The sequence below is a fragment of the Sphingobium sp. KKT206 genome (assembly GCF_055640555.1).
Genome location: NZ_CM145765.1, coordinates 941,956 through 964,859, shown reverse-complemented (window position 1 = coordinate 964,859; position 22,904 = coordinate 941,956). Strand labels below are relative to the sequence as shown.

Below are 22,904 nucleotides of genomic sequence, written 5' to 3'. Positions count from 1 at the left end.
CTGTCGGGCCGCTACTAATGCGAACCACTATCATTCGCAAGTCTCTTTTGCCCTATCGCGATATGCCGGTCTTGGGCACACAGACATAGGCAAGCGATGCTGGCAAGCGGGCTATGCGCCTGCTATGTGAGCGTTACCACGCATCGGAACAGATGCCATATGATGGAGGGAGCCGATGAAGAGAAAAGCTGCAACCTGGTTGACGGGTCTCACTCCCCTATTGATGGCAGCGCCGGTTGGCGCGCAGAGTCGGCCCGCCGTTCCGCTGACCCCGCAAATCGACAATAGCCGTCCCGACTGGGAAAATCCGGCGGTTTTCGAACGCGGCAAGGAGCCTGCGCGCGCCACCGGCTTTCCGTTCGAAGACAGCGCGCGCGCGCTGGCGGGAGATCGCACGGCGTCGCGGCGCTTCCTGTCGCTCAATGGCCAGTGGCAGTTTCATTTTTCGCCCAATGTCGATGGGGCACCGGCGGATTTCTTCCGCGATGATTTCGATGCGTCGGGATGGAAGAGCATAAGCGTGCCGGCGGACTGGCAGGCGGAAGGTTATGACCAGGCGCGATACAATAATATCACCTACCCCTTCCCCGCGAACCGGCCGCTGATCCCGCATGATCGCAATCCGGTGGGGTCGTATCGCCGCGATGTCGATGTGCCGCCGGACTGGGCGGGCGAGGATGTGATATTGCACATCGGCGCTGCGGGTTCGGCCTATTATGTCTGGGTCAACGGACAGCAGGTCGGCTATAGCGAGGACAGCAAGCTGCCGTCCGAGTTCAACGTCTCGCGCTTCCTGCGCCCCGGCAAGAACAGCATCGCGATCCGCATCTATCGCTGGTCGGACGGTTCCTATCTGGAGGATCAGGATTTCTGGCGCGTATCGGGTATCGAGCGCGAAGTCTTCCTGATGGCGGCGCCGAAGACGCGCATCCGCGATTTCGCGGTGCGGGCGGGGCTGACGCAGGATTGGCGCGACGGGACGCTGGAGGTGGTGGCGAAGGTGCTGCCCGGCAGCGGGCCGATGACCATGCGCGCAACGGTGATGGATGGCGAGCAGACCTTGTCGCGCCGAACGGTCGCGGTCGTGTCGGGCACGGCTGAACAGACGGTGCGCGTTGCCGACCGGCTGCCGGGGGTGCGCGCCTGGTCGGCGGAAACGCCCAACCTCTACACGCTGCTGCTGGAGCTGCTGGACGACAAGGGTGCGGTGGTGCAGGCGACCGCCCAGCGCATCGGTTTTCGCGATGTCGCGATCCGCGATGGGCAATTGATGGTCAATGGCCGTCCGATCATGATCCGCGGCGTCAACCGGCACGAGCATGACCCGGACACGTTCCACGTCATTTCGATGGCGTCGATGCGGCGCGACATGGAGATGATGAAGCGCAACAATGTCAACGCGGTACGCACGTCGCATTATCCCAACGACCCGCGCTGGTATGATCTGGCCGATGAATATGGCCTCTATGTCATGGACGAGGCGAATATCGAATCCCACGCCTATATGGAAATGGGCTGGAAGGGCGAAGCCGAGCGCAAACTTTATCAGATTGGCTATGATCCGGCTTGGGACGCTGCCCATGTCTCACGCGTGGTCAATATGATCGAGCGGGACAAGAATCATCCGTCGATCATCTTCTGGTCGCTGGGCAATGAGGCGGGGATCGGCCCGGCGTTCGAAAAGGCGGCGGCGGAAGCGCGGCGACGCGACCCGACGCGGCTGATCAACTATCTGGGCTGGGGCACGCTGAGCGAACCGAAGCCCAATGCCTATGCCGATATCTTTGCGCCGATGTATTATAGCGTCGACCAGACGATCGCCTATGCCCGTGACCCGCGTTTCACCCAGCCGCTGATCCAGTGCGAATATGCGCATATGCAGGGCAATAGCGGGGGTAATATGGCTGACTATTGGGAGGCCATCTACGCCCATCGCAAATTGCAGGGCGGCTTCGTGTGGGACTGGGTGGATCAGTCGATGCATGCGCGCGACGAGAAGGGCGAGCCGTTTTGGGGCACGGGCGGGATTTATGGTCCCAATCCGGGGGGCGACATCGAATTTGGCGATGGGCTGATCCAGCCCGACCGCACGCCCAATCCGCATCTGTTCGAACTGCATAAAGTCTATCAGCCGATCGCCTTCCGTGCTGATGACCTGGGCAGCGGACGGTTCACAGTGATCAATCGCCATGATTTCCGCAACCTGGCCGATTTCGATCTGGGCTGGATATTGCTGGAAGACGGGATCGAGGTGGCGCGTGGGGCTATCCCCTCCCCCGCTGTCGCCGCGCGATCGGAGGCCACGATTACCGCTGCCTTGCCACAGACCCGCAAGGCTGGTGGCGAATATGTCGTGACGTTGACCGCGCGCGCGCGTGGCGGCGCGGTGCCGCTGGTCCCGGCGGGGCATTTGGTCGCCTGGGACCAGTTCGTCGTGCCGGGCGCCGTGATGGCGCAAGCGCCAGATGGTGGCGGGCCGGTCAGCATCACCGATGACCAGGCCAGTATTGTCCTGGCGGCGGCGGGGTCTGAGCTGAGGATCGACCGCGCGACCGGGCTGATCGGCTATCGCAAGGACGGCCGCGCCATCTTGTCTGGCGGCGCGCCGCATTTCTATCGCGCGCTCATCGACAATGACATAGGCACCGGCGTCGCGCGCACCCATGCGATGTGGCAGACGGCGTCGGAGAAGCGCGTCGTCGAAGCGGTGACGGTGGACCAGGCGGACAAACGCGCCGTCGCCGTCAGCGTCCGGTTCAATGTCGGCGATGGCGTGGCGCGGTTCGAGAACCGCTATGTCCTGCGCGGCGATGGTAAGGTGGCGGTGGAGGCACAATTCACGCCGTTGCAGAAGGATCTGCCCGATCCGCTGCGCATCGGCCTCGCCTATAGCATGCCTTCTGCGTTCAAGAGCGTCGAATGGTATGGCAAGGGGCCGCATGAAAGCTATGCCGACCGCCAGACCGGCGCGGCGCTGGGCCGCTGGACCGGCGCAATCGCCGATCAGCACCATGATTATATGCGACCCCAGGAAACCGGGAACAAGGTGGGCGTGCGCTGGATGAAGGTTAGCGGCGCCACCATGCCGTCCCTGACCGTGAAGGGCATGGAGCCACTGTCCGCCAATGTGCTGGCCTTTCCCTATGACGACCTAGCGCGACGTCCGCCCGGCACCTGGCGCAGCAGCGATATCAAGCCGCATGGCGACGTCACGCTGTTGATCGACAAGGTGCAAAGCGGGGTCGGTGGCACTGATAGCTGGAGCGCGCTTGGCCGACCGTTGGAGCCATATCGCATTCCGGTGACGCCGCACCGCTATGGCTTTACGCTGTCGGTCGATGCGGAGGGGGTGGCGACGACAGGCGCGCTGCCCGCCGCCGCAACGGACACGCCGATCCGCTTCTGACGCAAAAGGGGCGCGCTGCCTGTCGGTAGCGCGCCCCTATTCGGTTTCGCGTCAGCCGTCTCGCTCGACATAATGGAAATAGTCGAAGTCGGCGACGGCTCCTGTGCCCGCCATGTCCTGACAGGCCATGCCGACGAAGGTGCCGGTGAAGTTGGGCAAATAGGGCAAGGTCGCTTCGTCGGACAGAATGCTCGCGTCGCGATCGCCGGGAACCTCGTGCCAAGCTTCGTCATCGGCCATGCGATAGGAGAAGCGCATTGTTTCATGATCCACGTCCAGCCGAAGGCAGACCGGGCCGCGCGCGATCGGGATGGCGGGTGAAGTGACACTGGGACGAGCCTCGTCAGGCACGACCGACAATATCTGGATCACCGGTTGCCCCACATCGTCGGCGGTGATGTGCAGATAATGGAATTTCGTGCTGTTATAATAATGGATCAGACCGGCCGACTGCTGGAAATTGGCGGGATGGAAATCGACCAACGTTTCCGCGCTGAAGCGCCATTCGCACTGGCGTCGCGCCACCAGCGCCTGGGTGAAATGGCTGCCCACGGACTCGCGCCCGAACAGGCGCAGATGGCCCGGCCGATCCGTCAGCGAGAAAATCTGGTCGGGATAGGGCGTGCGCAGCCATTGAAAGGGGGGGGGCAAAGTCGGATCGTCGAAATCCGCGCGATCATCGGTCAGGGTGCGCGCGACGCTCACGTTTCCGACCGACGCCATCGGGCGGCCCGTTCCGTCGATCGTGCGCAGCCAGCCATCCTCGCCCCAGCGCATAGGCTGTATCGCGGTTTCCCGGCCCAATATGCAGCGATCGGACGCGGGCAGCGGGCGGCCGCAGAGATAGACGAGCCAGGGATCGCCGTTCGCCGTTTCCACCAGGTCGCCATGGCCAGCGCGAGCAAGCGGCCCATCGGGCTGATCGCGCGCCGTCAGCACTGGCCCATCGGGATGCAGTTCATAGGGGCCAAAGAGCGACCGCGACCGCGCCATCACCACGGCATGATTGCGCTCCGTCCCGCCCTCGGCCACCAAGATATGATAATAGCCGTCGCGCTTGTAGAGATGCGGCCCTTCGGTAAAGCCCAGCGGGCTGCCAGCGAAGATATTATGCCGCTCACCCAGAAGGCGGCCGGTTTTGAGGCACATTTGCTGGATGACGATCCCGGCGAAGCGTTTGTGGCCGGGGCGATGATCCCACAGCATGTTGAGCAGCCAACTACGGCCATCATCGTCGTGGAAGAGCGCGGGATCGAAGCCGCTGCTGTTCACATGGACGGGATCGGACCATTCGCCATCGATACGGTCGCACCACACCCAATAATTATGGAAGTCCCGCAGCGATACGTCCGTCCGGTCGGACCGGGTGGTGCGGCCATAGCGTTTGACGTCGGTATAGGTCAGGTGAAACCGGCCATCGGCATAGCTCAGGTCCGGCGCCCACACCCCGCAGGAATCGGGATTGCCCCGCATGTCGAGCTGGGCCGGGCGACGTAGCGGCCGGGCGACAAGCTGCCAATTGGCGAGGTCGCGGGAATGGTGGATCTGCACGCCCGGATACCATTCGAAGGTCGAAGTGGCGACATAATAGTCGTCGCCGACCCGCACGATCGAGGGATCGGGATTGAAGCCCCGCAGGATAGGATTGGTAATCGAGATCATACCGGTTTTCGCACCAAGGTCCAAAGTATGGCGGCGCCGACAAGGTCCAGCAGCCCAAGGAGAATGAAGAAGGGGCCATAGCCGACCTGGTCGACCCAACTGCCCAGCAGCAGGGTGAAGATCAGCACGCCGAGATTGGCCGCCGTGCCCGCTATGCCGGTGGCCGTCGCCACCTCATCCTGCGGGAACAGGTCGGCCGACATGGTGATGACGGTGACCGACAGGGTTTGATGGGCAAAGCCCGCGACACAGAGCAGGGCGATGGCCGCAACCGGGCTTTGCACGATGCCGACGAACATCATCGAACACATCAGCACCGCGCCGATGGTGAAGGCGCCGCGCCGCGCGTCGATCAGATGGACGCCGCGCCGCTGGAGCCAGGCGACCAGGGCTGGCCCCGCAAGACAGCCAAGGTCGGCGGCAAGGAAGGGTAGCCAGGCGAAGATCGCAATCTGCTGAATATCGAAATTGCGCACTTGCACCAGATAGAGCGGCATCCAGAGCGAGAGCATCCCCCATACCGGATCGGCGAGAAAGCGCGGGAGCGCGATGCCCCACATATCGCGACGGCGCAGCATCGTGCGCAGGTCCGGGCGCTTGCGCTTCTGCTGCAACTCCGCTTCCTGGCCATCGAGGATCTTTGTGCGTTCTTCCGCGGTGATAGCCCGGTGCCGTGCGGGCGTCTGATACCAGAATAGCCACAGGATGAGCCAGACGAGGCCGAGGCCGCCTGCGACGAAGAAGGCCGCGCGCCAGCTATGGGTGAGCACCGCCCAGGCCACCAGCGGCGGCGCGGCGACGGCACCCAGTGATGCGCCGATCTGGTACAATCCCCCTGCGGTCCCGCGCTCGCGGGCGGGGAACCATTGGGACACGACCTTCATGCCCGCAGGCTGCGCGCCGCCTTCGACCAGGCCGAGCGCGCCGCGGAGCGCGAGAAAGCCGAGCCAGCCCTGCACCAGCCCATGCGCCATGGTGATGAGCGACCAGATCAGCACGAAGAAGGTGAAACCGTAGCGCAGGCCCGCAATGTCGAGGACATAGCCTGCGACCGGCTGAAACATGATGCCGATCTGGAATGCCCCGGTGATCCAGGAATATTGTTCGGACGTGATGCCCTGTTCACCCATGATCGTAGGGGCGGCCACCCCCAGGACGCTGCGCGTCAGATAATTGATGGTCATCGCGATCGCGAACAGACCGATGATGGTCCAACGGATATGCCGGAAATAGGTCAACAGACATGTCCTGCGTTAACGTTATCATAGCGATGTAGGCGAAGGCAGCCGGACGCGGCAAGCGCTAATGTGCAGGAGGGTGCGCATCCGCCCCGATGGAGGCCATCGTCTTTGTCTTGACGGGCCTGCCATCTCGCTAGAAATGGTGCGATTGGTTCGAAAGGATGATCTTGAAGCCTCCCCATCCTCAGCAGCGCAGCGCGACCGTGGTCGATGTCGCCAAGCGTGCGGGCGTGTCCGCGATGACCGTGTCGCGCGTTATCAACGGCAATGGCAAGGTGCGCGCCGAAACCCGTCTGGCGGTCAATGCCGCGATTGCGGAACTGAACTATACGCCCAATGTCGCGGCCCGTGCGCTGGTGACGTCGCGCGAGGTGCGGATCGGCGTGATCTATTCCAATCCGAGCGCCGCTTTCATGCATGATTTCCTGATCGGCGTGTTCGAGGAAGCGTCGGTCATGGGGGCGCAATTGACGCTGCTGGGCGGGCAGGATGGTCGCCCGCCGCCGCCCGAAGCGATCCACCGCCTGATCGGATCGGGCGTGGGCGGCATCATCATCGCGCCGCCGCTGGGGGAATCGCGCGTAGTGCGCGACCCCATCCATCTGGCGCAATTGCCGATGGCAGTGGTAGGTGGCTATGCCCGCGATGCGATCTGCGTGCGGATCGACGATCGCGCGGCGGCTTATGACATGACCAAACATCTGATCGGCCTTGGCCATCGTCGCATCGGCTTCATCATCGGTAATCCTGGCCAGTCCGCCAGCGAAGACCGGCTGGCAGGATTCGACGCCGCCGTGCATGAAGCCGGGGGTATTGAGACGATATTGGTCCAGGGAGACTTCTCCTATACGTCCGGCTTGCTGGCGGGCGAGCAGTTGCTGGATATCGACCATCCGCCGACCGCCATTTTCGCGAGCAATGACGACATGGCCGCTGCGGTCGTCTCCGTCGCCCATCGCCGCCACCTGTCCGTGCCCGAAGACCTGACCGTGGTCGGCTTTGACGATACCACCGCCGCGGTGACGCTGTGGCCGCCACTCACGACGATCCGCCAGCCCGTGCGCGAACTGGCGGCCGAAGCGTTGCGCCTTTTGACCCAGGAAATCAGCACCTCGCGCAAGGTGCGCCATCCCAAATGCCTGCTGGGCCATCAGCTTATCGAGCGGCAATCGACGGCCGCCATCGCGGGATAGACGATGGCGGCCGTTTCGATCGGCGGGTGCAGGGGGAGGTCGCACCGCCGACCGTATCGGTAAAGGTCAGAATTTGAAGCGCACACCGGCACGATACATGCGGCCTACGACATCATAGAGTGCGGGATTGGCGAAATAGGGCGAGCGTGCCGGGTCACGATCGAACAGATTGTCGACCTTGGCATAGGCGGTGATCGCAGGCGTCAGATTATAGGTGCCGCCTATGTCCATGTAGAAGGCGCCGGGCATGAAATTATTGTCGATCGTCGGATTGTTGTTGGTCGAGGCCGGGCAGCTGCCGGGCTGACATTCGACATATTGTTTGCCCAACACGCCGTCGGAAAACCAGCGTTCCTGAACATAGAGGGAGAAGGTGTCGGTGGCGTAGGTCTGGATCGCCAGCCATTTCCAGTCGGGCGTATTGCCCAGGTTCGCGCCCGCCGAGTCCAGGGGAACCGAACCGAACAGACCATTGTCGGTCACGAACTTGCGGATATGGGTCGCCAATGCGCGCAGCGTCAATGTGCCGTCCAGCCCCAGTGGCCGCTGCCACACATAGCTGGCTTCGATATCGATGCCCTCGGTCTTGATCGACGCCAGGTTGAAGGCCTGGACATTGATGAAGTTCGGCCCGTTCTGGTTGTTCAGATTGAACACATTGCAGGCGTCGGGCAGGATTTCGCGGAAGCAGAGATTGACGATGTCGCCAGCGCCCAGGCTGGAAATCACGTCGGTCAGGTTGATCTTGTAATAATCCACCGACAGGCTGACGCCGGGCAGCCAGGGGGCATTGGCCAGCGCCACGCCGAAAGTGGTGTTGCGCGCGATTTCCGGGGTCAGGTCGGTATTGCCGATCTGGTTCTGGATGGCCAGCACGTTGACGTTGCGGAAGGGGTCGAAGAAATTGGGCAAGGTGGTGGTGACGGGCGCCGCAAACAGTTCCGACAGGTTGGGCGCGCGCACATCGCGCGAGGCGACACCGCGCAGACGCAGCCCCTCAATCGGCAGATCCCAGGTGCCGCCGACCTTCCAGGCCCACACCGTTCCCGACGTGCTATAGTCCGTTACGCGGGCCGCGGCATTGATGTTGGCGCGGCCGACGGAGCTGCTGTCGAACAGCGGAAGGTCGACTTCGACAAAGGCTTCCTTGACGCTGTAGGCACCCTGGCCATTCTTGTAATTGCCCGCATACCAATTGTTGCCATCGGTCAACAGCGCGGGATCGGCAGGATATTCGCTATTGTTGGGCGACAGGTCCGACACGCCCGCACCATAGGGGTCGGCCGTGACCTTATAATATTCATGGCGATATTCCGCGCCGAACGCGACCGACAGCGGTCCTGCCCAAAGGTCGAAGGGCGAGCCGGAGAAATTGAGACTGACCACATCCTGCGTCTGGCGGGTCCGCTGATAGGGACCGTTTTCGGGCATGATGTAGGACAGGGCAGCCGCGGATGGCGGTGCGCCGCCCAGGATGTTGAGGGGCACGCAGCCATTGGCTCTGGCAACCGGATCGGCACAGACGATCGCGCCATTCAACGTCACCGCCTGAATCGCCTGGTTGAAGCGGCGGGACAGCATGATGTTGGTGACATCGACGTCGGTATAATTGGTGTCATGCTGATAATAGGCATCATAGGTCCAGTCCGATCCGGCGACCGGCACGCGGCCCTTCGCGCCAGCGACGAAGCGATATTGACGGCGGTCGGTATAGACCTGCGTATTGCCCAGCGCCGCATTGCTGGTGCCATAGGCGAAATTGGTGATGCCCGCCGTGGCGCACGCCTGCTGCACCGATGCTGGCACGAACGGGTTGCTGCATTCGATCGTCAGGTTGGGCCGGTTCATACCCCCCACCGGCTGGTTGTTTGTTTTCACCTGCGCAATATTGACGGTCCCGTAAATTTCATTGTCGGGGGCAAATTCGAAGCCCAGGCGGCCGTAGGTATTGAGCCGCTTGATGCTCGATTGCAGCGATCGACCGGCATCGACATTGCCCGACAGATCGCCGCCGATGCAGAAGCCGGGATAACAGCCATTGACCGCACCCGATGCGTTGCCGGATGGCGTGCCGTTGGAACCATATTGGAACTGGAACGGATTGCCCGCCTGGTCAAAGGCGATGCCCTGCAACGGCCCCGCAGTGATCAGGCCATATTTAGTATAATTATAGGGCTGCGCATTATCGAGCAGCAGATATTGGGGCGATCCGTCGTTGAGCGCGTTGCGATTGATCAGCGTGGTTTGCTTGAACCAGTCGCGGCCACCGGCCAGCCCGATACCGAAATCGCCGCCGCCGACGCCAGCCTCATCGCCATATTCGGCGCTGACCACGGCGCGCAGACGACCGTCGAGAAAGCTTTTGCCCGCCGCCAGTTGGACGAGATATTGCTCATTATCGCCATAGGTGGACACGCCGCCCTGGACGTTGCCCTTGAACCCTTCAAAGCGCGTGTCGGTGATGAAATTCACGACCCCGCCCACAGCGTCCGAGCCATAGGAGGCCGAAGCGCCGCCATTGACCACATCGACCTGCTTGATGAGCAGTTGCGGGAAGAGGCTGACATCGGGAACGCCGGTGACATTGGCACCGACGACGCGCTGACCGTCCAAGAGCGTCAGGGTGCGGATCGGCCCCAGGCCACGCAGCGAGAAGGAGGACAGCCCCTGCTGGCCGCTCGACGTGCTGAACGTATTGACCGTGGAGCCGGTCGATCCCTGCAGCGAGGGCAATTGGGCGATGGTGGTGAAGATATTGGGCTGCGCATTTGCCTCAATCTGCTCAGTGCCGATCATGGTAGTGGGCGTGGGCGCATTGAAGCCGTTTGACGTGATGCGCGATCCGGTGACCACGATATCCTGGTTCGTCGGGGCGGGCGCGGCCGGTGCCGATTGCGGCGCTTCCGATTGCGTGGCGGCGGGCTGCGGAGCCTGCTGCGCCAGCGCCACGGATGGCAGGGCTAGATTCGATGCTATCGCTATCATAGAGCCGGTGGCCACATAGGCGCGCCGCCATTTCAGCCCATATTGTGCCGTCGTTTTCCGTATCATGTCCATCTCCCAGTCTTTGTATTTATTGGATATTTATAACTGAACCCGCGAAATCACCCTAAGCCTGCATTCGCGTGCCGAACGGCTGGAACAGTCAGATCATCCGCCCTGCCGAAAATCAGAATGGTAACGTTAACCCGATTTATTGTGACGGCCCGAAGCTGTCAACAATCTTATGGCAGACCACTGACATTTATGTCGGCCATTTCGCTTCGGGCAACTGCCAACGGCATTGCAGACAGCCGTGGGAAGAACGACAGGTTGTTAAAAAGACAGGATTTTTCCGACCGGCTTTTAGAAGCGGAACATGATTTCCGTTCCCACCATGCGGATGGGGCGGGCGGGGCCGGTCTGGCGCAGGAAGTCGCCAGCGCGGAACAGCGATGCCGAAGCGGAGACGGACAGGATCGTGCTGGCCTGCCAGTTGGCCGACAGTTCGACCTGATTGCCGATGTACCGGGATGCCCCCTGCCCTGCGGCGCGGATCAATTGGCCGGGGACATCATAAATGCCGTCCCCGCGACTGAAGCGCCAATAGGCGATTGCCGTCATTTCGACGGTGAGCCCACGACCCAGATCGACATCGATGCTGGGATGCAGGTTGAGGATATTGCGCGGGCCGATGAGCGTCAGTTCGCCGAAATATTTGCCCTTGGGAAACAGCGCGTTGAACGTACCCAGCCGGTTGTCCCTCGGGTCATCGTCGCCACTGGCGGCATTGGCGCGCAGGCGAAGGCGGGGTTTTAGCGGGGTTTCGGCAAACGCATAGCTGGTTTCGGTCGCAATCGACCAGGCTTTGATGGACTGCGAGCCGAACCGACCGCGCTGGAGCATCGCTTCCCAGTTCCAGCCCAGTGCCGCATGGGTGCCGAACAGCCTGACGCCATAGGTTTGCCGTCGTTCGCGCGCGATCATATTGGCATAGCGGGCGGCGGCGTCGCTGTAACGGAGGGCGTAAAGATCGACTTTCACGCCTGTCGCCAGGGGTGTGGTGACATAAAAGCCGTCAAGCTGTTTGGTCGGCGAACGGCGGTCATCAAAATTGCCGGACTGCACCGCGACGGGCTTTCCCTGGAAGGCTTCGATCCGGCTGTTGCCCCGCTCCAGCATCAGCCGAACGCCGTCGAAAGGCTGCGGGATGTTGGGGCCATAGCGCAAACCGACCAGCCGCTCCGATCCAAGCGCAATCAATTCGCGCCCAGCGCGCAGCGTCAGCGACGCTTGATCGCCGATGGGTAGCTGGATATCGGCAAAGCCTTGAAGCAGGTCCAGGCCGGTTTCATCCGCCGGTCCTGCTCCCGCGCCCACGCCTCTGGCATAGCCGCCAATCCCCTGGACGAAGACACGCACGGGGCCGGCATGCAGGTCGGCAAGGGGCATGACACGCAACCAGAGATAGCCATCGTCCGGAGCGGGCGGCGCGCCCCAAAGATTGTCGGCAAAGCCCTCATAGCGGACCCGCGCTTCCGCGCCCAAGGTCAGCGTGAAACGACCGTCTTCATCCAGCGGCCGGTCCAACGGCGCCCACCAGTCGGCGCGGCGGTCGGGGGTTCCGCGCAACGGCGTCCAGTCCTCGTCATAGCGCAGGTTGGTCTGCGCGACCTGTGCCTCGGCAACCGACGGCAGGCCTAGCAAAGCCGCCAGCAGCAGCGCCCGGATCATCGCGCGACGAGGTGGCGGACCAAAGGCGGCACGGCATCCACCTGAAATGCCCGCACCGCGTCCTGCTGCACCCGGTCGGCATTGGTCACCCGCTCATGCTGGCGCAGATGTTCGAGCCAGCTTTCGACGGTGAAGGTTTCAACCACCCGGCCGGGCTGCGCGACATCCTCATAGACGCCCCAATGGATCGCGCCATCGCGGCGACGGATGCGGCGCATGTCCTGCATCGCGGCGAAGAAGTCGGGCACCAGGACCGGGTCGATGCGATATTCGATCGTCACCAGCACGGGGCCGCGATCCTGCTCGATCACCGCTTCGATCATGGGCGCGGGCCAGTGGAGCGAGGGCGAAAGGTCGAACCGGGCCGCGCTGTCGAGCGGATAGCGCCAGGCGAGCAGCAGCGACGCCAGGACAAGCGCCGCCGCCGCCAGCATCAGGGTCGCCGGAACGCCGATCTGCCCCGCAATGCTACCCCACAGCATAGCGCCAGCGGTCATCGACCCCTGAAAGACCAGCAGGTAGATGGCCAGCGCGCGCGCCTTCACCCAGCCCGGCGAGCGGGCCTGCGCCCCGCCGTTCAGCGCGGCCATCATCGCGATCCATGCGAAGCCGCCCGCCCCTACCGCCATCGCCGCCGCCAGGAAATTGCTCGACCAGGAAAGGCCCGCCATCGCCGCCGCCAGCAGCACGGATGCCGCTACCGTCGTGCGATTGGCCCCCAGGCGCGCGCGCAATCGGGGCATGAGGATCGCACCAGCGACCGCGCCCAGCCCCATGAAGGCCAGCAACCCGCCATAGCCCGCTGGCCCCAGCGCAAGGTCGCGCCGCGCGACAATCGGCAACAGCGCCCATAGGCCGCTGGCAAACAGGAAGAAGCCGACCGAGCGGATCAGCACGACCTGCAATTCCGGCGCGCGCAGGGCGTAGCGCAGGCCGGCCCGCATCGCGCCGACAAAATGTTCGGCAGGCAGATGTCGGGCCGCACCCTCCCGACGCCAGCGGAGCATGACGATGATGACGCCCAGCACGGACACCGCATTGAGCGCGAAAACAGCGGCGCTCCCGGCGATAGCGATGATGAGGCCGCCCAGGGCCGGCCCGATGGCGCGGGCAATGTTGACGCCCAGGCTGTTGAGCGCGACTGCCTGCTGCAAGGCGGGGCCAGGCACCAGTTCGGGCACGATCGCCTGAAAGGTCGGGGCCGACAGCGCTGCCCCGACCGCGATCGCGGCGGTCAGCGCGAGCAGCACCGATGGCGTCGTGAGCCCGCTCGCGGTCGCGACCGCCAGGATGACGGTCGCAACAAGACCAAAGAGTTGCGCGCCGATCAGCAGCTTGCGTCGGTCCACGATATCGGCCAGCGCCCCGGCGGGGAGCGCGAAGAGAAACATGGGCAGGGTCGTGGCCGCCTGGACCAACGCGACCATCAGCGGTTCGGTGGACAGTGACGTCATGAGCCAGCCCGCGCCGACATCATGCATCCATGTGCCGATGTTCGACACGATCGTCGCGATCCACAAAGCGCGAAAGACAGGACACGCGAGTGGCTTGTCGTCCGCGGCGGTCATTGGCCGCGCTCGCGCAGGATCGCGGCCATCATCAGCCCGCCGATCAGGCCGATATGTTCCAAGAAAGTCACCCGCTCATGAAAGCGCGCGACCGGATCAGCCATCTGCCAGAAGGGATGCGCGATTCCCGTCGCCAAGGCCGTGAACAGGCCGAGCGCACCGGCCCCCAGCCACGCCTGCCGCCCCATGATGATCAGCAGCGATGCGCCGATCTGGACCAGGATCGTCAGCGCCGCCACCCCGGCCGGGGGCTGCAACCCGAAATGCGCGGCTTCGGCCAGCGCGCCGTTCCAGTCGATCAGCTTGGCGATGCCGCTGGTCCAATAAGGCAGGGTCAGCAGAATGGCCGCGCCGGTCGCGAAACGGCGATCGGCCAGCAAGGCGGCGATGGGACGCGGGGCCATGACTTAAACCGCCCAGCAGCCGCAGCCGACCGCACCCCAGAAGCTCTGGACGTCAGCGGCGGGCACTTGCGCGCCAAGGGCAGTGGCATGGTCATGGCCATGGACGGCGCAGCCAGATGCGCAGCCGCAGGCCGAGGCCAGCTTAGCCGCCATGTCGTCACGGCGATAATGGCCGCCGAAGGTCGCGACCGGCGACCAGTCGGGCATAGCCTTGGGTGCGGTTGGCGCGAGTGGGCCGAACTCTCCTTCGCCATAGACGATTCTACCACCCAGCACCGTCAGCACGGATCGCAGCAGGGCGATGTCATCTTCCGGCACGCTGAAATAATCGTCCGACAGCAAGGCGAGATCGGCCAGTTGCCCGGCTTTGATCTGCCCCTTCTTGCCGACCTCGTTCGAGAACCATGTGTTCCTTTCCGTCCACAGCCGCAGCGCGGTTTCGCGGTCGAGCCGGTTGCGGACGGGATAGAGCCGCAAGCCCCCGACCGTCTTCGACGTCACCAGCCAGCTAAGCGATACCCAGGGGTTGTAGCTCGCGACGCGGGTCGCGTCCGTGCCGGCGCCGACCGGAATGCCCGCCGCCATCATCTTGGCGATCGGCGGCGTCGCTTCTGCCGCCTTGGCACCATAGCGTTCGACGAAATATTCGCCCTGGAAGGCCATGCGATGCTGCACCGCGATCCCGCCGCCCAAGGCCGCGACCCGGTCGATATTCCGGTCGCTGATCGTTTCGGCATGGTCGAAAAACCAGTTGAGGCCGGTGAGCGGAATATCCTTGTTCACCTTCTCGAACACATCGAGCGCGCGGCCGATCGTCTGGTCATAGGTCGCATGCAACCGCCAAGGCCAGCGGCGCTCGGCGAGCAGGCGGATGACCGGCTCCAGGTCGCCCTCCATCTCCGGCGCCATGTCGGGACGGGCGACGCGGAAATCCTCGAAATCGGCGGCGGAATAGACCAGCATCTCGCCCGCGCCATTGTGGCGATAGCTGTCGTCGCCATCGCCCGGTTTGATCTGGGTCGACCAGCTCGCGAAATCCTTCAGCTCTTCCTTGGGTTTTTGGGTGAAGAGATTATAGGCGATGCGCAGCGTTAGTTCGCCATCCTGATGCAGCTTCTCGACGATCGCATAATCGTCTGGGTAATTTTGCGATCCCCCGCCCGCGTCGATGACACTGGTGACGCCGAGCGAATTCAGCTCGCGCATGAAATGCTTCGTGCTGTTGCGTTGATAGTCGGGCGGCAGCTTCGGCCCCTTGGCCAGCGTCGCATAGAGGATCGTGGCATTGGGTTGGGCCAGCAGCAGGCCGGTCGGGTTGCCTTGCGCATCGCGGACGATCTCGCCACCCGGCGGGTTGGGCGTATCCTTGGTATAGCCCACCGCCCGCAATGCGGCCGCGTTTAGCAGGGCGCGGTCATAGAGGTGCAGGATGAAAACGGGCGTGTCGGGCGCGGCCGCGTTGATCTCGGCTATGGTGGGCAGGCGTTTTTCGACGAACTGATGTTCGGTAAAGCCGCCGACCACGCGGACCCATTGCGGCGGCGGCGTATTTTCGGCCTGCCGTTTGAGCATGGCCATGGCTTCGGACAGGCTCGGCACGCCTTCCCAGCGCAATTCCATATTATAATTGAGGCCACCCCGGATGACGTGAATATGGCTGTCGATCAGGCCGGGGATCAGGCGGCGGCCCTTCGCATCGATGACGGTGGCGTCCGGCCCGGCGGCGGCGCGCACCTCCTGTTCGCGGCCCACCGCCAGGAACTTGCCGTCGCGGATGGCAACCGCCTCCGCCACCGGATTTTCGCGATCCAGCGTCGTCACCTTGGCATTGATCAGGATCATGTCTTTGGCGGTCATGGCGAAACTCTCCGTGGCGGTTATCAGGGCGGTCGAGGCGGCACTGGCCAGCGCCTGGCGACGGGTGATCATGCGTCGCGCCCTGAATTGGCGGGCAATTTGCCCAGCACATGGTGGGCGCAGTCGGTGGCGACGAAGCGGGTCAGTTCGGGCAGGCTGGCGAGGCGCTGGGCGATGGGGATCAATTGCTCCCCCACCAATATCCCCGCCAGCCCGACCAGCGCGATGAGCGGCGGGGCGGGAGAACGGACACCCAAGAGGCTGTAGACGATACCGACCAGCAGCCCGGCACCCAGCGCAAGACAATAGGCTTTCATGGGGTCGTTCTCCCGTTCTGGCGTCAGGCCTGGATGAAGGCGAGCATGTTGGCGTTCAGCACGTCGGCATTCACCGTCAGCATCCCGTGCGGATAGCCTTCGTAGAGTTTGAGCGTCGCGTCGGGCAGCAGTTGCGCCTGCAGAACCGCCGCATTTTCATACGGCACGATCTGGTCATCATCGCCATGCAGGACGAGGGTCGGCACGGTAATCGCCTTGAGGTCATCGGTCTGGTCGGTCTCGGAAAAGGCCTTGATGCCTGCATAATGGGCCAGCGCGCTGCCCATCATTCCCTGCCGCCACCAATTGTCGATCACGGCGGGCAGGATGGTCGCCCCGTCGCGATTGAAACCGTAGAAAGGCCCGGCCGCGACATCGCGGAAAAACTGCGCGCGGTTGGCAGCGAGCGCTTCGCGGAACCCGTCGAACGTCGCGATCGGCAGGCCACCGGGATAGCGATCGGTCGCCAGCATGATCGGTGGCACGGCGCTCACCAGCACCGCCTTGGCAACGCGCCCATTGGGCAGGCCGTGGCGCGCGACATAGGCCGCCACTTCGCCGCCGCCGGTCGAATGGCCGATATGGACGGCGTTGCGCAGGTCGAGATGATCCGCGACCGCCGCCGCGTCGGCGGCATAATGCGCCATGTCATGACCGAAATCGACCTGGGCGGAGCGTCCATGGCCGCGACGGTCATGCGCGACGACGCGATAGCCCTTGGCCAGGAAGAATAGCATTTGCGCGTCCCAGTCGTCCGACGAGAGCGGCCAGCCATGGTGGAACATGATCGGCTGGGCATCCTTGCTGCCCCAGTCCTTGTAGAAGATATCGACGCCGTCCGTGGTGGTGATGAAACTGCTCATGGGAAATCTCCGGTGGAAGAAATTGGGTTTAAGGCCCTGACCGGATCGAGTGTGATCCGGTCAGGGTGCCGGGATCAGTGACCGCCTTCGGACGCGCCGAACATGGTCTTGGCATAGGTGATGCCGATGCCATAGCCACCGCCCCATTTGCGGGCGATGCCGGTGGTGAGGTCATAGGTTTCGCCCCGTGCCCAGTCGCGCTGGAGTTCAAGCAGATATTGCAGCGCCGTAATCGGGCGAGCGCCCGCCTGGATCATCCGCGCGACGGCACGCTCATGCGCTTCTTCGGAAATGTCGCCGCACGCGTCGGTGATGACATAGACTTCAAATCCCTGTTCCAGTGCGGACAGGGCCGGGCCGACGATGCAGACGCTGGTCCACAGGCCCGCCAGGACGATCCGGCCCTTCCCGATGCGGTTGATCTCTTCGATCACGGCGGCATCCTCCCATGTGTTCATCGATGTCCGATCGAGCATTGCCTGGCCTGGAAAGGGATCGGTGATCTCGGTGAACATCGGGCCGGAAAAGCTCTTTTCGGCAACCGTGGTCAATATGGTGGGGACGTTGAACCCGGCTGCGGAACTGGCAACCAGCGCGGCATTGTTGCGCAGCAGTTCGGGCGCGATCGACTTGGTGGCGAAGGCCATTTGCGACTGGAAATCGATCAGCACGAGCGCATGATCGGATGGCGACAGCAAGGCGGTTGCCGGTGTGGCGGTTGCGGTAGGCATGGACAATATCCTTTCGACGAGGACAGGAATGGGGGGCAGCAATAGGCGCTTCCTGCAAGGCGATCGTCACGGTGACGATCGGCAGGGGCAATGATTACACCCGAAGCCCGCTGGCCCCACACTGGCAAGGGGGATAGGCGGCTCCCCCATTTGGGGGAGCGCGCGCTATGGTCACGCCCGACCCCATCCGATAGGTTGCGGCAACGCGCATCAGGGGGACTATCTTTGCGCCATATCAGGTCATGGTTGCTGATGGCAGCAGCGCTGGTGGCGACGCCACTCGCCGCCGCGGGCATAGAGGGATTCAAGCATAGCAGCTGGACGCCCGAACAAGGCGCGCCCAGCAATGTCGTCGGCATCGCCCAGACGCCGGACGGCTATCTGTGGATCGCGTCGGCCGAGGGCGTCTTCCGCTTCGATGGGTTGAGCTTCGAATCCATACCGGCCCCGCGCGAGGCGCGTTTCGCCCATGCCATCCCGACCTCTGTCTTTGCCGATCGGGATGGCCGCTTATGGGTGGGCTTCAATCAAAATGCGGGCGCGGCCGTCTATCGCGCCGGTCGCTTGCACGCCCTGTCCATGCTGGCGCCTCCGCCCTCTATCCTGAAATTCGCCCAGACCGCCGACGGTGCCCTGTGGGCGTCCTGGGGCGGCCAGGGGGACAGGTTATTTCGTTATCGTAGTGATAATTGGCAGGTCATGGACCGGCGCTTGAACCTGCCACCGGGCGAGATTGCGGCGATAGCCTCGACAGCGGATGGCAGCCTTTGGGTGACGCTGGGCAACAGCCGCGCGGATGGCACGCTCGCCCGGCTGTCACCCGGTGCCGCCCGCTTCCGGACAGAGGCCGACCGCATAGGTTTTACCATGCTCGCCCGCGCGCCCGACGGCGCGCTGTGGATTTCGGATCGCAATGCCACCCGCATGATCCGCGATGCGAAGGGCGCTGCGCCCGTCCGCCCGCGCCTGTTCCCGCCAGTCGCGGGCGCCGCCGTCCCTACCCTGGCCTTCGACCGGCGCGGTGGCATCTGGGGCACAACGCGCGGCGTGGGACTGTTCCGGCTCGATCCTGCGAGGGGCACGGGTATCGAGCGGCTGGAAGTCGGCCGCATGCTCTCATCCGATGCCACGATCGATGCCTTCACCGATCGCGAAGGGAGCATCTGGGTTGCGACCGACGTCGGGCTCGATCGCTATCGACCCGCCGCCATAGCCCGGCTGTCGGCCATCCCGGCCGATGTGCAGGATGGCCTGAAACTGGCCCGCGCCAGCGACGGCACGGTCTTCGTCGCGGGAAGCCAGGCTCTTTATGCCCTCGCACCCGGCGGCCCCGCGCGGCGCATCGCCGATGGCTTGGGTCGTGTCGCAACGCTCTGCCCGGCTTCCGACGGCGGCATATGGATCGCCCATGGCGGGTCGATGACACGATATGATGCCACCGGCTCATTGACGACCAGCTTCGCCCTGCCACCCGACCCCGTAGCCCCGACCAGTTGCGCGCAGGACCGGGGCGGACGGTTGTGGATCGATGGCGCGGGCGCGCTCTGGGTCGGCGCAAAGGCGCGCTGGCAGCGGGCCCCCGCCGACCTTCAAGGTGGCGGCGCGCTGGACATCGTCGCCGATCCCGATGGCAGCGGGGTGCTGGTCAACACAGGCCATGCCGACCTGCTGAAGCTCGATGCCGTCACCAGCCGCGGCGTGCCTGGCCCGCCCCTCGCCATCGGCGCGCTCGCCGCGCTGTGGACAAGCGAGGATGGCATCTATGCCAGTGGCGCAAAGGGCATAGCGCGTATTTCCAGTGGCCGGGTGCAGCGGATCGAGGCGACGAACAATCCCTGGCTCGTCGGTGTGCGCGGCATGGCGCTGGGCAAGGACGGTGCCGCCTGGTTCCTGGTACGCCTAGGCATTGTCCGGGTCGCTGTCCGCGATCTGGCACGGGGCTTTGCGGCGCCCACGACCGCCCTGCCCCATCGCCTGTTCGACAGCCATGACGGCTATGCGACACGCGGTCAGGCGATCAGCTTTCGCACGCCGCAGGTTGCCGCGACCGGCGATGGCCGCCTTATCTTCGCGACTCGCGCTGGCCCGCTTCTGGTCGATCCAGCCGATGCGGTCCGCAGTCCGCTGTCGCCACCGGTCAGCATCCGCAGTATTTCGGCCGGATCGCTGGTGCGGCGCGATCCACCCGCCAGCCTGACGCTGCCAGCGGGCACGCATACGGTTCGGATCGGCTTTGCGGTCAACAGCCTCGCCGTGCCCAGCCGCAACCGGGCCTTCTATCGCCTCGAAGGCCAGAGTGGCGGGTGGACAGCGGCAGGCGGTCGGCGCGAGGCGACCTATACCAATTTGGGGCCGGGCCGTTACCGGTTCCAGGTGATCGCGGTCAGTACCGATGGCGTCTGGAACCGCCGGGGCCAGACATTGGCGATCGAGATCCCGCCGACCTTTCTGCAAAGCTGGACTTTCAAGCTGCTTTGCATGGCGCTGGGCCTGGCTTTGCTGTGGATAGCCTATCGCATCCGGTTGCGCTTCCTGGCGCGCGAAATCCGTTCCCGCCTGCTTGATCGGCTGCGCGAGCGGGAGCGGGTCGCACGCGACATCCACGACACGCTGCTGCAATCGATCCAGGCGCTGATGCTGCGCTTTCAACTCGCGGCCGATGGCCTGCCTGCGGGGCATCCGGCGCGCGGGCAGTTGGAGGAAGCGATGGACCGGGCCGATAATGTGATCGCCGAAGGGCGGGACAGATTGAGCGACCTGCGCCGGACGGAGGGCCTGGAAGATCCCGAAGCGGCGCTGCGCGAGATTGCCGGGCATCAGTTGGCGGGGACGGCGATCGCAATCACGATACGCTCCTCCGGCGCGGTCCGGCCGATCGATGCCGTGGCCTGGGACGAACTCGCCAGCATCGCGGCGGAAGTCCTGTTCAACGCGGCGCGCCATGCCCATGCCTCCGCCATGGTCGCGGAAATCCAATATCGCAGCACCGGCCTGACCTTGCGCATCACCGACGATGGGATCGGCATCCCGCCACATATGGCCAAGGAGGGACGGCAGGGCCATTTCGGCATAGCGGGCATGCGCGAGCGGGCCGCCCGGATCGGCGGCCATTTTCGCATCGAAAGACGGCGCGAGGGCGGAACCGAAGTGACCGTGACAGTGCCCGCCGCCATGGTATATGGCAGCAGCAGAAAGCGATAGCGGCAGGTGGGCAGGCATGAGCGGTGTGAACGACGCATCCGAGCGCGACAGGCCGATCCGTCTGCTGGTCGTCGATGATCACCCGATGGTGCGCGAGGGGATTTGCGCCACGCTGGCGCGGCAAGACGACATGGTCATCGTCGGCGAGGCCGAAGACGGGGTCGAGGCATTGGCCCTGTTTCGCGATCTTCGCCCCGATGTCGTGCTGATGGACATTCAGATGCCCCAGATGGATGGCATTGAGGCGTTGCAGGCGATCCGCGCCGCACGAGCCGATGCCACCGTCCTCATCCTGACCACCTATCCGGGCGATGTGCAGGCGCATCGCGCGCTGCAGGCGGGCGCTGCCGGCTATCTGCTCAAATCCTGCCTGCGCAAGGAACTGGTCGATACCGTGCGCGCCGTGCATGCGCACCGCCGCGTCATTTCTCCCGCCGTTGCACAGCAATTGGCGCTGCACGACCCGCAGGATCGGTTGACCAACCGCGAAGTCGATGTCCTGCGCCTGGTTGCCGAAGGACAGCCGAACAAGCAGATCGCCTGGCAATTGTCGGTCTCGATCGAGACGGTCAAGTCGCACCTCAAATCGATATTCGAGAAGCTGGGCGTGGACGACCGCACCCATGCGGTGACGGTCGCCGTGCGCCGGGGCTATTTCAGCTGATCGGGATTCACGCCAAACCCAATTCCGCGACAAGCGCCTTTTGCAGGCGGAATTTCTGAATCTTCGACGTCGACATCGGCCATTGATCGATGATGCGGACATGGCGCGGCACTTTGAAACTCGCCACCTTGCCCTTGCAATGATCGATCAGTTCCTGCGTGGTCGTCTGGCTGCCATCGACCAGTTCGACAAAGGCGGCGGGCACTTCGCTATAGCGGTCGTCGGGTATGCCCACGACCTGCGCCAGCTTCACAGCCGGGTGGCTTTGCAGCATCGCCTCGATTTCCGCCGCCGCGACATTTTCGCCGCCGACCTTCAGCATATCCTTGGTCCGGCCGCGGAACATCACCTGCCCGTCGGCATCCATCGACCCGATATCGCCGGTATGGAACCAGCCATCGCGGATGACCTCGGCCGTCTTCTCAGGGGCGTTGTAATAGCCTTTGAGCATGTTGCCATGAAGAACCCTATCTCTTCGTCGATGCGCCTGCGGGGCTGCTGACTTGCGTTCAGATGGGGACGAGCGAATTTCACGGCTGGGGCGCTAGGATCGAGGATGTCGAGAAGCCCGACCGGCTTGTGTTCGATCTTGATCCCGATGAGGGGTTGGCATTCAAGGATGTGGTGTCAGCCGCCTTCCACCTGCAGGATATGCTGGCGCAGATGGGGCTCGTGACCTTTCCGATGGTGACGGGCGGCAAGGGGGTGCATGTGATCGCGCCGCTGACCCCCAGCGCGGAATGGCCGCAGGTCAAGGATTTCGCGCATCGGTTTGCCACCGCTTTGTCGCAGGCTGACCCCGACCGGTTCACCGCCGCACTCGCCAAGGCGAAGCGGACGGGCAAGATCTTCATCGACTATTTGCGCAACCAGCGCGGCGCGACGGCCGTCATGCCCTATAGCGCGCGCTCGCGGCCGTTCGCACCGATCGCCGTGCCGATCAGCTGGGAGGAACTGCGCACGCTCGATGGCCCAGACCATTGGCATATCGGGGATGCAAGCGAGATGGTGAAACGCGCGGCTTCGAAGGATCTGGCCCATTGGGGCAGAGCTGATCAGATTCTGCCCGACCTATAGATTGGGT

General features: G+C 63.9%; 15 protein-coding genes and 1 pseudogene. 5 read left to right on the top strand and 11 right to left on the bottom strand.

The window, feature by feature from the left end; genetic code table 11:
* Window positions 1-175: 175 nt before the first annotated feature.
* Complete coding sequence (locus tag ACZ2HM_RS22455; RefSeq protein ID WP_052027832.1) at window positions 176-3,406, top strand: glycoside hydrolase family 2 TIM barrel-domain containing protein; 3,231 nt, start codon at window positions 176-178, stop codon at window positions 3,404-3,406.
* Between the two features lie 51 nt (window positions 3,407-3,457).
* On the opposite strand, the gene ACZ2HM_RS22450 is transcribed toward ACZ2HM_RS22455, so the two are convergent.
* Window positions 3,458-5,068 (bottom strand): glycoside hydrolase family 43 protein, encoded by a 1,611-nt coding sequence (locus ACZ2HM_RS22450; RefSeq protein ID WP_313921918.1) that lies wholly within the window; start codon window positions 5,066-5,068, stop codon window positions 3,458-3,460.
* Window positions 5,065-6,306, bottom strand: coding sequence for an MFS transporter (locus tag ACZ2HM_RS22445; RefSeq protein WP_237748985.1), 1,242 nt, complete (start codon window positions 6,304-6,306; stop codon window positions 5,065-5,067). The genes ACZ2HM_RS22450 and ACZ2HM_RS22445 overlap by 4 nt, the downstream gene beginning before the upstream one ends.
* Window positions 6,307-6,470: 164 nt before the next feature.
* Here ACZ2HM_RS22445 and ACZ2HM_RS22440 point away from each other — a divergent pair, with 164 nt between their 5' ends.
* Window positions 6,471-7,502: a LacI family DNA-binding transcriptional regulator gene (locus ACZ2HM_RS22440; protein ID WP_076605617.1), complete on the top strand. Its 1,032-nt coding sequence runs from the start codon at window positions 6,471-6,473 to the stop codon at window positions 7,500-7,502.
* 66 nt (window positions 7,503-7,568) lie between these two features.
* Here the strand turns inward: ACZ2HM_RS22440 and ACZ2HM_RS22435 are convergent, their stop codons facing one another.
* The 8 genes from ACZ2HM_RS22435 to ACZ2HM_RS22400 all read right to left on the bottom strand — a co-directional run bounded on the left by ACZ2HM_RS22435 (window position 7,569) and on the right by ACZ2HM_RS22400 (window position 17,955).
* The gene (locus ACZ2HM_RS22435; RefSeq protein WP_470427338.1) at window positions 7,569-10,487 is read right to left on the bottom strand and encodes a TonB-dependent receptor plug domain-containing protein; all 2,919 of its coding nucleotides are present in this window, start codon (window positions 10,485-10,487) and stop codon (window positions 7,569-7,571) included.
* A 360-nt stretch (window positions 10,488-10,847) separates the two neighbouring features.
* On the bottom strand, window positions 10,848-12,215 hold the full coding sequence (locus tag ACZ2HM_RS22430) for an alginate export family protein (RefSeq protein WP_037480265.1): 1,368 nt from the start codon (window positions 12,213-12,215) through the stop codon (window positions 10,848-10,850).
* Window positions 12,212-13,783 (bottom strand): MFS transporter, encoded by a 1,572-nt coding sequence (locus ACZ2HM_RS22425; protein WP_470427085.1) that lies wholly within the window; start codon window positions 13,781-13,783, stop codon window positions 12,212-12,214. Before ACZ2HM_RS22425 ends, ACZ2HM_RS22430 begins: the two co-directional genes overlap by 4 nt.
* Window positions 13,780-14,187, bottom strand: coding sequence for a DoxX family protein (locus ACZ2HM_RS22420; RefSeq protein WP_069064378.1), 408 nt, complete (start codon window positions 14,185-14,187; stop codon window positions 13,780-13,782). The genes ACZ2HM_RS22425 and ACZ2HM_RS22420 overlap by 4 nt, the downstream gene beginning before the upstream one ends.
* A gap of 3 nt (window positions 14,188-14,190) precedes the next feature.
* Complete coding sequence (locus ACZ2HM_RS22415) at window positions 14,191-16,116, bottom strand: amidohydrolase (RefSeq protein WP_470427084.1); 1,926 nt, start codon at window positions 16,114-16,116, stop codon at window positions 14,191-14,193.
* Window positions 16,113-16,361: a DUF1427 family protein gene (locus ACZ2HM_RS22410; protein WP_096062437.1), complete on the bottom strand. Its 249-nt coding sequence runs from the start codon at window positions 16,359-16,361 to the stop codon at window positions 16,113-16,115. The genes ACZ2HM_RS22415 and ACZ2HM_RS22410 overlap by 4 nt, the downstream gene beginning before the upstream one ends.
* A 23-nt stretch (window positions 16,362-16,384) precedes the next feature.
* A complete protein-coding gene (locus tag ACZ2HM_RS22405; RefSeq protein ID WP_470427083.1) occupies window positions 16,385-17,224 on the bottom strand; it encodes an alpha/beta fold hydrolase in 840 nt (279 codons plus the stop codon).
* 74 nt (window positions 17,225-17,298) lie between these two features.
* Complete coding sequence (locus ACZ2HM_RS22400; RefSeq protein ID WP_069064380.1) at window positions 17,299-17,955, bottom strand: hydrolase; 657 nt, start codon at window positions 17,953-17,955, stop codon at window positions 17,299-17,301.
* Between the two features lie 252 nt (window positions 17,956-18,207).
* Between ACZ2HM_RS22400 and ACZ2HM_RS22395 the strand changes: the two genes are divergently transcribed.
* Both ACZ2HM_RS22395 and ACZ2HM_RS22390 read left to right on the top strand, forming a co-directional pair.
* Complete coding sequence (locus ACZ2HM_RS22395) at window positions 18,208-21,156, top strand: sensor histidine kinase (protein WP_470427082.1); 2,949 nt, start codon at window positions 18,208-18,210, stop codon at window positions 21,154-21,156.
* A gap of 16 nt (window positions 21,157-21,172) precedes the next feature.
* Window positions 21,173-21,820, top strand: a complete 648-nt coding sequence (locus ACZ2HM_RS22390) for a response regulator (protein ID WP_096062440.1) — start codon at window positions 21,173-21,175, stop codon at window positions 21,818-21,820.
* Between the two features lie 7 nt (window positions 21,821-21,827).
* Here ACZ2HM_RS22390 and ACZ2HM_RS22385 read toward each other — a convergent pair whose 3' ends face one another.
* Window positions 21,828-22,271 (bottom strand): class I adenylate-forming enzyme family protein, encoded by a 444-nt coding sequence (locus tag ACZ2HM_RS22385; RefSeq protein WP_470427081.1) that lies wholly within the window; start codon window positions 22,269-22,271, stop codon window positions 21,828-21,830.
* A 5-nt stretch (window positions 22,272-22,276) separates the two neighbouring features.
* Here ACZ2HM_RS22385 and ligD point away from each other — a divergent pair.
* Window positions 22,277-22,897, top strand: a pseudogene (gene ligD, locus ACZ2HM_RS22380) (non-homologous end-joining DNA ligase LigD); the annotation flags it as partial.
* Window positions 22,898-22,904: the final 7 nt, after the last annotated feature.